At 40.1% G+C, this 11,620-nt stretch carries 12 protein-coding genes and 1 riboswitch; of the genes, 8 read left to right on the plus strand and 4 right to left on the minus strand.

What is annotated here, in order from left to right; translation table 11 throughout:
* The first annotated feature begins 12 nt into the window (after nucleotides 1-12).
* The 5 genes from P8596_RS08800 (at nucleotide 13) to P8596_RS08820 (ending at nucleotide 4,987) form a co-directional block, all read left to right on the plus strand.
* Complete coding sequence (locus P8596_RS08800; protein ID WP_279726621.1) at nucleotides 13-474, plus strand: hypothetical protein; 462 nt, start codon at nucleotides 13-15, stop codon at nucleotides 472-474.
* A 61-nt stretch (nucleotides 475-535) separates the two neighbouring features.
* Nucleotides 536-631, plus strand: a riboswitch (yybP-ykoY riboswitch).
* Nucleotides 632-731: 100 nt separating this feature from the next.
* Entirely contained in the window at nucleotides 732-1,517 is a 786-nt protein-coding gene (locus P8596_RS08805) for a TerC family protein (RefSeq protein WP_279726622.1), read from the plus strand.
* 241 nt (nucleotides 1,518-1,758) lie between these two features.
* Nucleotides 1,759-2,973: a DUF5667 domain-containing protein gene (locus P8596_RS08810; RefSeq protein WP_279726623.1), complete on the plus strand. Its 1,215-nt coding sequence runs from the start codon at nucleotides 1,759-1,761 to the stop codon at nucleotides 2,971-2,973.
* A 131-nt stretch (nucleotides 2,974-3,104) separates the two neighbouring features.
* Nucleotides 3,105-3,860, plus strand: coding sequence for an RNA polymerase sigma factor SigI (gene sigI, locus P8596_RS08815; protein WP_224520403.1), 756 nt, complete (start codon nucleotides 3,105-3,107; stop codon nucleotides 3,858-3,860).
* The gene (locus P8596_RS08820; RefSeq protein ID WP_224520402.1) at nucleotides 3,857-4,987 is read left to right on the plus strand and encodes an anti-sigma factor domain-containing protein; all 1,131 of its coding nucleotides are present in this window, start codon (nucleotides 3,857-3,859) and stop codon (nucleotides 4,985-4,987) included. The genes sigI and P8596_RS08820 overlap by 4 nt, the downstream gene beginning before the upstream one ends.
* Nucleotides 4,988-5,079: 92 nt before the next feature.
* Here P8596_RS08820 and P8596_RS08825 read toward each other — a convergent pair whose 3' ends face one another.
* Nucleotides 5,080-5,280 carry an alpha/beta-type small acid-soluble spore protein gene (locus tag P8596_RS08825; RefSeq protein WP_034763616.1) on the minus strand — a complete coding sequence of 67 codons (201 nt, stop codon included), beginning with the start codon at nucleotides 5,278-5,280 and terminating at the stop codon, nucleotides 5,080-5,082.
* A 266-nt stretch (nucleotides 5,281-5,546) separates the two neighbouring features.
* On the opposite strand from P8596_RS08825, the gene P8596_RS08830 reads away from it, so the two are divergent.
* Nucleotides 5,547-6,899: a TrkH family potassium uptake protein gene (locus P8596_RS08830; RefSeq protein WP_279726624.1), complete on the plus strand. Its 1,353-nt coding sequence runs from the start codon at nucleotides 5,547-5,549 to the stop codon at nucleotides 6,897-6,899.
* 510 nt (nucleotides 6,900-7,409) lie between these two features.
* Here the strand turns inward: P8596_RS08830 and P8596_RS08835 are convergent.
* The gene (locus P8596_RS08835; protein WP_224520400.1) at nucleotides 7,410-7,934 is read right to left on the minus strand and encodes a hypothetical protein; all 525 of its coding nucleotides are present in this window, start codon (nucleotides 7,932-7,934) and stop codon (nucleotides 7,410-7,412) included.
* Between the two features lie 134 nt (nucleotides 7,935-8,068).
* Here P8596_RS08835 and P8596_RS08840 point away from each other — a divergent pair, with 134 nt between their 5' ends.
* Both P8596_RS08840 and P8596_RS08845 read left to right on the plus strand, forming a co-directional pair.
* The gene (locus P8596_RS08840; RefSeq protein WP_034763624.1) at nucleotides 8,069-8,227 is read left to right on the plus strand and encodes a protein YkzP; all 159 of its coding nucleotides are present in this window, start codon (nucleotides 8,069-8,071) and stop codon (nucleotides 8,225-8,227) included.
* Entirely contained in the window at nucleotides 8,227-8,352 is a 126-nt protein-coding gene (locus P8596_RS08845; protein WP_256504075.1) for a hypothetical protein, read from the plus strand. Before P8596_RS08840 ends, P8596_RS08845 begins: the two co-directional genes overlap by 1 nt.
* Before the next feature lie 29 nt (nucleotides 8,353-8,381).
* Here P8596_RS08845 and P8596_RS08850 read toward each other — a convergent pair whose 3' ends face one another.
* Nucleotides 8,382-10,109 carry a B12-binding domain-containing radical SAM protein gene (locus P8596_RS08850; protein ID WP_279726626.1) on the minus strand — a complete coding sequence of 576 codons (1,728 nt, stop codon included), beginning with the start codon at nucleotides 10,107-10,109 and terminating at the stop codon, nucleotides 8,382-8,384.
* 344 nt (nucleotides 10,110-10,453) lie between these two features.
* Nucleotides 10,454-11,479, minus strand: a complete 1,026-nt coding sequence (locus P8596_RS08855; RefSeq protein WP_279726628.1) for an acyltransferase family protein — start codon at nucleotides 11,477-11,479, stop codon at nucleotides 10,454-10,456.
* Between the last annotated feature and the right edge of the window lie 141 nt (nucleotides 11,480-11,620).

Consider the following 11,620-nt stretch of genomic DNA (forward strand, 5'->3'; position numbering starts at 1 on the left):
TACGGGGGGCATATGAAAGCATCCATTACCAAATTAGAAGGCATCCTCTGGAGTATTGCGCTGCCAGGTTTTCCTCAGTTGTTAGTCGGTTTATGGTTTAAGGGAACGTTGTTTGTCCTTCTTGAGATCATGATCAATATTCAAAGTAACTTCAATCTGGGGATCATGTACAGTTTTTTAGGCGAAACGCATAAAGCAGCGGAGATACTTGATTATCAGTGGCTCATGTTTTATCCGTGTTTGTATATGTTTGCCATGTGGGATGCGTATAAAATAGCCGATGGTCAAAAGGAGCAGTACAGCTTTTTACCGTTTGTCATGTCTGCCTATACGGTAACGGTTGGTTTGATGTATTCCCCGAAGGTATATTTATTCGGAAAATTCATCGGACCCATTTTTCTGCCGATGTTGTTTGTGATTCCGGGAGTGTTGCTGGGGTTGTTGATGCGAGCCGTCCTGATACGGGTTAAATAATTTTTTCTCTTTACGGATAAGTGTTTTTGAGTTAAAATACATCTATACAAATGAACGTTTTCTACCTGTCAAAGGGGAGTAGCTATAGGTTTCATACCTAAACAAAGTCGTCAATTCATGGTGTATGCCATCGGCTTTGTTGGCATATCCGTATGCTAAGCAAGACCTTTGCCTTATTTAGGCAAGGGTCTTTTTATTTTTATAAAATTCCTTGCCTATTGGAAAACTAACTATGTAAATAGGGAGGGACTAGAGGTATGGATGCTTCGATGTTATTGGAATATGGATGGGTCCTGCTGATATTGGTAGGTCTTGAAGGGATTTTAGCTGCTGATAATGCGGTGGTAATGGCTGTAATGGTCAAACATTTACCTGTGGAACAAAGGAAGAAGGCACTTTTTTACGGTCTATTAGGAGCCTTTGTCTTTAGGTTCGCTGCATTATTTCTCATTTCATTCTTAGTCAATGTGTGGCAGGTTCAGGCGATTGGGGCGATTTATTTATTCTACGTGGCCATTCACCATTTTGTGAAGAAAAGGAAAGACACCGGGGCAGTAGAAGAAAAACCGGCGAGAGGCTCTGGATTCTGGACTACGGTACTCAAGGTGGAACTAGCGGATATCGCATTCGCGGTTGATTCCATGCTTGCTGCCGTCGCTTTGGCCGTAACCCTGCAACCGACTGGGTGGTTCGATGTAGGAGGAATTGACGGAGGACAGTTTATTGTCATGTTCCTCGGTGGGATCATCGGATTAGTCATTATGCGTTTTGCTGCGACTTGGTTTGTTAAATTGCTGGAGAAATATCCTACTTTAGAATCAGCGGCCTTTTTAATTGTGGGGTGGGTAGGAGTGAAGCTTGCAGTGTTTACACTTGCCCATCCTGATGTGGCCATCCTGGATCACCACTTTCCGGAATCTAAAGCATGGAAGCTTGTATTCTGGAGCGTATTGATCCTGCTTTCTGTCGGAGGATATGTACTATCCAGGAAAAAAGCAAAACAAGCAGAAACAGAAATTGAAACAAAAGCTAAAGCTGAATAAATAGGTTTAAAGCTAACAGAGAATGTCTCTGTTAGCTTTTTTTATTATACCATCTTATTTAAGGCGATAACCCTTTCATCACGGGGTTGGTTGGCTGATTTATGGAATAAGTAAGTTCTTCCTTCAGAACCTTCTCAACTTTAATTTGGATAAAACCCCCTCAAAAAAAAATCTTCAAACGTAACTCCTTTAATAAGGCGATCGATCGGCCAAAACAAAAAACTTTTCAGAGGTGTTACATATGAAGAAACAATCAAAAATCATGAAATCATCCTTAGCGGTACTTGTAGCAAGTTCTATCAGCTTTCCAAGTTCATTAGCGTTTGCCAATTCTAATGACGAAAACTTTGATTCCATCAAATTAGAACAAGAGACATCAAATGAAACGGTTGTGGCGAACGATGATGCCATGCTAAATTCTGCAAAAAATGAAATCGAAAATCTGGAGAAATCTGCAGAGACTCCTTCCCTGCTTCCTGGTGACTTTTTCTATTTTGCAAAGGTAGCTATTGAGAAAATCCATCTTGCCTTTACTATGGATGACGCAAAAGAAGCTAAGTTGTTAGCTGAATATGCATCAGAAAGATTGGCGGAAGTGGAAGCGCTCTTTAAAGATGGTAAACAAGAAGAAGCCATCGATGCGTTAAATAACGCTATCGAGATGATTGAACAATCTGAAGATCAGTGGTCGGATGATGAAAGTGAAGAGGATTCAACAGTAGAAGATAAAGAAGACGCTGATTCTGATGAAGCCGTGGTAGAAGAAGACGACGCTGCTGATGAAGATTCTGTAAAAGAAGAAGAAAAAACCGATGATACTGATACAGAAGAAAAAACAGAAGAGAAATCGGATGACATGAGTGAAATGGAAGAAATGATGGCTCAAAACATCCTGTCTCTAAAAGCGAATTTAGAAAAAGTACAAAACCCTAAAGCAAAAGCGGCTCTTCAGAAAAATATTGAAAAAAGCTATTTGAAATTAGCTGAAAAGCTTGCAAAAATCGAAGAAAAAGCAGCTAAAAAGGCTGAAGCAGAAGAAAAAGTTGAAGCAGAAGAAGAGGTAAATACAGAAGAAACAACGGTGGAAAACTCTGAAGCAGTAGAGGTTGATGCGGAAGAGTCAGTTAATGAGACTAGCGAAACTACCACTGAAGTAGAAGTAAAAGAAGAAAAGGCTGCACCAGTAAACGTTACTCCTCATGTAGAGAAAAAAGAAGCAAAAAAAGAATGGAAAAATCAACATAAAGAGTTAAAGCAAGAAGCGAAAGAAGAACGTAAACATGAGAAGCAAGAAGCAAAAGAAGTACGTAACCAAGAAAAACATAAGGTAAAAGAAGCCCGCCACGAAAATAAAGAAGTAAAAAAACAACATTCAGCACCAGTCAAAGTAAATCAGCAGCACAGTGAGAACGGCAAACGAGAAGAAGGTGTTAAGGGTCATCATAAAGAATCATGATTTCGATGTAGAGTCTTAAAGTGATTGACACATCGGTCAGGAAAGGGTTGTAAAAGCAACCCTTTCTCCCTAATATCCTTTTACATTCAACACCATATGAGTATAATAGTGTGCAGGATGGGGTGAGGCTGATGCTAAATGTTCTACTATTTCTACTCGCTAAACAAAAGAAAAAGCAATCGCTTGAAGAGATGGCGATCCAGATACAAAATGGTGATGAGCAATTATTGAACATGGTGCTCGAAGACTATAAGCCATTTATAAAAAAAACGGTATCATCGGTATGCAAACGGTTCATTTATGAAAGTGACGATGAATTCAGCATCGGTCTGATTGCCTTTCATGACGCCATTTTAAAGTATAATCATCAACGAGGCTCTTCCATCATCAGTTTCTCTGAAGTGATCATTAAGCGGAAAGTAATCGATTATATCAGAAAGAATGGGAAGATCCAGGATATAAGCTTCGATTTTAGCTTATTTGAGAATGGAGAAGATTCTTCTGGTTTAACAATCGATCAGATTGTGTCCGTAGAGGAATTCGGAAAACAGGAGGAAGCCAGAAAACGACGGGAAGAGATTCTTTACTTTCAGGAACAACTGGCTCAATACAAGTTGTCCTTTCACGATCTGGTTGAACAGTCTCCCAAACATGAAGATGCAAGATTGAATGCCATAGAAATCGCCAAAAAGGTAGTCAGTTCACCAGAACTTTTAGATTATCTTACAGAAAAAAGACGATTACCGATAAAAAAATTAGAAAAACAGGTGAACGTCACCAGAAAAACAATCGAGAGAAATAGAAAATATATTATAGCCATTTCTCTCATACTTATAGGGGATTATGTTTATTTACGGGATTATTTAAAAGGGCGGTTAGAGATATGAAAAAAGGGATCATTATGGAAATCAAACAGGATATCCTGGTGATGATGACACCAGAAGGAGAATTTCTTACAGGAAGAAAGCAGCCCGATCAACAGTATGCGATAGGGGAAGAAATTCCTTTCTTTCCTCTGAGCTCAAGAGCTGATAAACCAAACACGATTTCTAAGTGGAATTGGAGAGTGTCGACGTCTTTGCTGACAGTTCTTGTCGTCATCATTGCCTTATTCTCAAGTTCTGTTCTGCAGAACAACCGGGTGTATGCCTATGTCTCGGTCGATATCAATCCCAGTATGGAATTAACATTAAATAAAGATCAACAGGTGTTGAATATCAAGCCATATAATGGTGATGCCGAGGTTCTCTTAAAGGAACTGAGAGACTGGAAAAATGAAGATGTGGGGGAAGTGACGGAGAAAATCTTCCTTTTAAGTGAGAGACTCGGGTATTTAAAGGGAATTCAAAATGTTTTCATTACTTCTTCCTTCATTGATGATTCCGATCCTAAACGTGAAACCGAATTAATGGATGAATTAAATGAGTTTGTGGAGGACTACGGTTCTGATCATTCTACGAACATCATCATGAAAGAAACATCCCGGGAATTCAGGGAAAAGGCATCTGAAAAAGGGATGACTGCAGGCTCACTGATTCGTGAAACAGAACAGAAGGACTCCACTCGAACAACGGAGCCTGTAAAAAATGATTCAAAAAAAGAAGATAACGAAGTTCAAGAAAAAATGATCAAACAAGAAAAAGAGAAGCAAAAGAAAGCGATCATTGATGAAAAAATCAAAGCTGAGAATCAAAAGGTGAATCCGCCAGTAAAAGAGAAGAATCAACCTGGGGATAAAGCTCAAAAACCTCAAAAAAATCATGATCAACGTCAAAATCCTCACCCTGAAAAGAGCGGGGAGAGGGGAAAATCCGAGAAGTCACAAATGGAGAAATCCTCAAATGGTAACAATGGGAACCGAGGGAATGACAAACCTTACAGAGGGCATGATCATTCTACACAAAATGACCAAGGATACCATGAAAACAATAATAAGCGTAATGATCATCAAAATAATCGAAACGAAGAAAAGAAACAGAATCATGAAAACAGAAAAGAAAATAAAAAAGATTAACAGGATAGGAAAAGGCTCATTCATCTGAATGGGTCTTTGTTATTGAAAACGATAAAGGGTAGCTGGTACATGCCAGCTACCCGTATTCCAATTTATTTAGTTTGTTGTCCAGTTAATTGAGATTGAGCTTGTTTCACAAGACGCTTCGTGATTTCTCCCCCAACTGATCCATTAGAGCGGGCAACTGTATCAGATCCAAGCGTCACGCCAAACTCCTGGGCGATTTCGTATTTCACTTGATCAAGGTACTGTTCAACACCAGGAACAAGCAGTTTATTTGAACTTCTAGCCATAGTCGTTTTCCTCCTTACTGGTATACTTGAAACAATGTATGTTTCAGTACCTATATTATTTGTCATATCATCATGAACATGAATGGTAATATTTCACCGAAATTGTATTGTTTGCTTAAAGATGCTTTGAATCAAATACTTTTCGGTTTAGGGGGCTTACATTAAAGGAAGAATAAACATTAAAGAAATTAATCATTTTTCCTTTCATTCTTCGGTTTTATTCTTTAAGATAGAAAAGGAAATAACGTTGAAAGGGAAATACATACATGTGGTATAAGCTTAGATTGAATTTAAATAAATTAACTCCTGCACAAGTGATCGTAACGTATTATCTTTTGGCGGTGACGATTGCGACCATTCTGCTCAGTCTTCCCATTGCGCATAAATCCGGGGCAGAGTGGAGCTTTTTGAATGCGATCTTTACTGCCGTAAGTGCTGTAAGCGTTACGGGGCTTACCGTTGTAAGTACGGTCGACACATTCAATACAACGGGAATTTTCATCTTAATGTTTGTTCTTCAATTCGGTGGGATTGGGATCATGACCCTCGGTACGTTTTTCTGGTTGATCGTAGGAAAGAAAATCGGCTTGAAAGAACGCCGCCTCATCATGACAGATCAAAATCAGACAAGCCTGGCCGGACTTGTAAGTTTATTAAAACAAATCTTATTACTTATCATCTTCATTGAAATCGTGGGGGCATTTATTTTAGGTGTCTATTTCTTAGGCTATTATCCCACGTGGCAGCAGGCTTTTATTCATGGACTATTTGCCTCTGTCAGTGCCACGACGAATGCAGGCTTCGATATCACGGGTCAGTCACTCATTCCTTATGCGAATGACTACTTTGTCCAGTTCATCACCATCATTTTATTGACACTCGGAGCCATTGGATTTCCCGTTCTCATCGAGACGAAAGATTATCTCATGAGCAAGAAGAGAAACAAACACCACTTTTCTTTATATTCAAAGATTACGACGGTTACGTTCTTTGGATTAATGATATTCGGGACAATGGTCATCTTTCTCTTTGAATATAACCGCTTTTTTGCTGGCATGGAGTGGCATGAGTCATTTTTCTATTCGTTTTTCCAGTCTGCTACAACAAGGAACGGCGGACTTGCCACCATGAATGTGGCAGAGTTTTCTACCCCCACCTTATTGGTCATGAGTGCCCTTATGTTCATCGGGGCTTCACCAAGCTCGGTTGGTGGAGGGATCAGGACCACGACATTCGCCCTGAATATTTTATTTTTGTTCCATTTCGCAAAGGGAAATCAAACCATTAAGATATTCAAAAGGGAAATTCACCATCAGGATGTCATTAAATCCCTGGTCGTGACGATGATGGCCATCTTTATCTGCTTCCTATCTGTCATCATTCTCACTTTCACAGAGGATCATTCCATTATGGAGATTGTCTTTGAAGTTGCTTCCGCATTCGGAACCACGGGATTATCCATGGGAATCACTTCTGAGCTTTCCTCAATCGGAAAATGCGTCATCATCGTGCTGATGTTCATTGGCCGGGTGGGGATCCTTTCCTTCCTCTTCATGATAGGAGGAAAAGAAAAGACAGCTAAATATCACTATCCAAAAGAACGGGTCATTATTGGCTAATGAGCCCCTTGGAAAGAAGCTAATGTAGCGAGTAGTGGTTGATTTCCGCTCCAGGTGCTCGCTTTCCGCGGGGCTGGCGGTGAGCCTCCTCGGGCTAAAGCCCTGTGGGTTCTCACCTGTCCAGCGTTTCCCGCAGGAGTCGAGCACCTTCCGCTCCAATCAACTTTCGAAGCGTAATTCTTTCACTTTAACATTGTAATGTTGAGATTTCCCTCCACATTGCATACCCTACTCTCATTGAAATAGGTAAAAGCATATTCAATGTATATAGCAGGATCTAGCTATTGATTGGAGTGCAAGACGAAGACTCCTGCGGGATAAGCGGAATAGGTGAGACCCCGGAGGAGCGTCAGCGACGAGGAGGCTCGCCTTCCGCCCGAGGAAAGCGAAGTCTTGCACGGAAATCAATAGCGGTGTAGCAAGCAATCCTAACTAATTTTATAATTGCTCGTCTTTAGAGGAATGGATTTAGTATATCCAGCCTCTTTTTTTGTCCAATGAAAGGTACCTTCATTTTAAGGCAGAGTAGGGTACGTGAAAGTGGATCATAAGGATTAGGATGATGGGGATGGAGATGATCCAGCCTAGCAGCGGGTTTTTATGATGGACGATCAGTACTGTGAACATCATCAGATTAAAAAGAAGATCCCAGCCGAAATGCCATCCGTTATGATATGTCATCATGCCAATGAGGTGGGAAAGGCCTTCTGTCAAACCATAGATGCCTGTCCATAATAAGACCCAACCAACCCGTCCCCATAAGCCCGCCGGTAGTCTCCCGATAAAAATGGCAATGGTGATTGTATATTGAATCGCCATTTTGCTCAATGAAATCATGGTGTGATTCAAATGAAGAGAGTCCCCAAAGGGTGTGACAGTACGGAACTCCCACATGGAGTAATCAAATAACAGAAATTGTGAAAGTAAATCCCCGATAATGAAAAATAATAAAGTGGGATAATAGCTGTAAAAATCCTTCCAATTGCCAAACTTCCACCCTAAAAAAGCGTATGCCAATAAAAAAATAAGTATCATGTCCTATCCTCATTCGCCATTTTCCCTTAGTTTCCGGAGTAAATGTTGAATTATTCAGTTGAGTGAATACCTATTTTTAGAAGAATGGAAAAGGGTGAGGTGGGAAAAATAAGGTCAAAGGAGATGAGTTATAAATGAAACGTAAAGCACAGTATGATGCTGCTGAAAAAAATAATCAAACACCACTTAAAAATAAGCAGGAAACTGAATTTTCTGCTGAATTCTCACAAGGTGAGGATCCGGCAAAAGGGAAGAATAGAAATTCAGCAAAAGGTAAAAAAGGGAGAGGCTGATGAAAGACAAAAAACAGTCTTTCCGTGAAGAATTCGGTCAGGAATTTGGAGATGTCAATGCAGCCAAAATAATGGAAGTAACCCGAAAACAATCAAAGACAGAAGAAAAGAAGAAAAAATGTTAAGCGATTCGCTTAACATTTTTTCTTCTTTATCATTGTACAAGTTGACGGTCAAACTCGAATACGGTAGATTGACCGGATGAGGGCTCAAAGTAGGCAAGAACGTACTGATCCTGACCTTCTTTTGAACGGATCGTTTCGAGGAGTGTATGTTTATACAACTCTTTTTCATTTAATTTAAGACTGGCAAATGCATCGCCTGCAATGGTTGGCTGTGCTAAAAGGCTTTGATAAATGGCAGATCGCTCTTCCTTCGTCAGCTCATGGGTCCACCATGGTTTTCTTGGTTTGTATTTTTGATTGTCTAAATAGTCGAGCTTCATGAGACCTTCAATGACTGAAATGTGAAATCTTGTTTCATTGGATAAAAACTCATGTAGTCGTTTGAACAGATCTTCCAACTGATGGCCGATCCTGGACCATCCGCGATTTTCCCAATAGGAACCAAACTGCTGGAAGAAATCAAATGGAGTGTCAAAGCATTCAGTGACCAGATACTCAATCGTTCGATCCATGCGGTGATCGTTCCAATATTTCTCCAATACGTCTTCCACCTGCTTGATCCGAACGATATCGTCGAATGACAATACATTATTCCCCAAGATTTCATAAGGGGAGTGATCCATATACGTATACTGATGATCATTTGCACGAATTCTAAGGCCGGTCCCGCGCAGCATCTTAAGAAATCCTAATTGTAGCTCTTCAGGTCTCATTTCAAACACATCATTGAACGTTTTACGGAATGATTGGTAATCCTCTTCAGGAAGACCAGCGATCAAATCCAGATGCTGATCGATTTTTTTACCCTCTTTCACCATAGTGACGGTTCTAGTGAGCTTTTTATAGTTTTGTTTTCTCATGACCAGATCATTTGTTTCATCGTTGGTTGATTGGATGCCGATCTCAAATCGGAATAGGCCCCGTGGTGCATGTTCATTGAGGAACTCAATCACTTCGGGACGCATGATGTCTGCCGTGATTTCAAATTGAAAGACGGTACCCGGCAAGTGCTCGTCAATAAGGAATTGGAACATTTCCATTGCATAGCTTCGGCTGATATTAAAGGTCCGATCCACAAACTTAATGGTCTTCGCCCCATGTTTCATCAGGAAGCGGATATCTTCTTTTACCTTTTCACGGTCAAAGTAGCGTACACCCACTTCTATAGAAGAAAGACAGAATTGACAGCGGAAAGGGCATCCTCTGCTTGTCTCGATATAAGTCACCCTTTTGCCGAGCTCTTGCAGATCTTCCTGAAAACGGAATGGGGAAGGGACTTCCCTTAAATCAATTTTATTTTGTTGAGGCTTGATGACAGGCTTTCCGCCATCTAAATAAGCCACTCCATGTACCTTCGACCAATCTTTATCACCATCAAGCTGATCCAATAATTGCTTGAAGGATTCCTCTCCTTCGCCTATTACAATGAAATCGATGTCTTCAAGGCACTCAAGCCAATATGGGACGTCATATGTCACTTCGGGACCTCCGAGGATGATTGTTACATCAGGCATGATTTTTCGAAGGATCTGAATGACTTTGATCGTTTCTTCGATATTCCAGATGTAGCAGCTGAATCCGATGATGTCCGGCTTTTTAGAGAATAAGTCGGTAACGATATTAAGGGTGGGATCCTTTATCGTGTACTCGGAGAGCTCAATTTCGTGTTGGGGTTCGGCATAGGCCTTTAGACAGCGAATAGCTAAATTCGTGTGAATGTATTTTGCATTTAACGTACTTAAGACGACTTTCTTCATTCATATTCTCCTTTATTCTAAGTCCGTTTGACTCTCAGTCATATGACTTTCAGTAACCAAATGAGGATCTGTTTCAAGTTGTTCGTACAACGTAATAAACCAACCTGACTATCATTTTATCTAAGCTTGCGATAAAGCTCAATGTTTGTCTTAAATGAATTTAAATTTATTGTAACTATTAGAAGGAATTTTAGGAAAAGGTGCGAATAATATAAGGTAATATACGTTTTTTGAAAATTGTGTTGAATAATGAACCAGTTGATTCTCGACCAAAAGCGAATAGTTAATCATGAAAAAGGGACTGACCCGTGAATACAATGGGGTCAGCCCTTTCTAGTGAGATTTTATCTTGTTTTCATTTCCCTTTTGGAAAACAGTTTCTGCAGCCTGGTTGATCTAAACTCGATGATAGGTTGTGTGATGCTCGTAAAGAATTTAGTTGAAAATATCATCGTCAGTACGAAGGATACCCCGAGTAACAGTAAAAGACTGGTGTTAGGGTCAATCGTGTCCTTAAGATGGCTTTCACGGAACAACCGAATGAGAAAACCGTGGAGTAAGTACACATAGAGAGTGTTTTTCCCCCACTTGGTGAAAAACTGTCTTTTTGTAGGAACAAATGTGAAAAAGCTGAAGATCATCACGACGTTTAATAAGTAGACAGCCGCCCTGACACCCATGCTGATGACGTTGTTCCATTCAAAATCTCCGTAAGGTTTGGAACCAAGGAGCCATTTATCTGAGAATTCAGGTACAAAATACATCCCTAAAAATACGATTACAAATAATGAACCTGCCACTAAACGGACTTTACTCGTTTTAAAATATTCGAAGTGCTCCTTCTCCATGTAGTACCCCATCAGGAATATAGGAAAGAACACAAATGTTCGGGACAGACTTAGATAATTTGAAATAACATCGGCGAACCCTACAAGCAGTCCAAGTGAAAAAGCCACTGTCAAGCCCATTCCAGGTTTGAATTTAAACCATTTGATGAAAGCATAAAGGAGTGCGTTCCAGCAGAAAAGGCTGATAAGGAACCACAATGACCAGTGAGGATTAAGTGGATCCACCTCGAATGTTGATTTTTGATACAGAAAATGATAGTACACCGTATAGATCAGTTGAAACACAATGTAAGGAAGTATCAACTTTTTAGCAAGTTTCTGGATATATCCCTTTTTATAGAATCCTTTCGCGAAGAATCCTGCCACAAGGATGAAGGCCGGCATGTGGAAGGTGTAAATCGTTTTATACAGTGAAAGGATAAAGGGATCGCTTTCGATATAGGATCGGATGACATGTCCAAATACCACTAAAAAGATCAAAATGAATTTGGCATTGTCGAAGTAATAGTCGCGCTGTTTCATATCTTCACCATCTTTTAGAAAAGTTTAATCCTAATTCATTCTTACCCTAGGATACAATGAGCAAAACATGATTTTCATTGTTAATTATCACCAGAAGTACGGGGAGCTATGCGGATTCTGTAAGATTTAAGCCAATGGTCG

This window comes from Rossellomorea sp. DA94, assembly GCF_029834455.1.
Lineage (GTDB): Bacteria > Bacillota > Bacilli > Bacillales > Bacillaceae_B > Rossellomorea > Rossellomorea vietnamensis.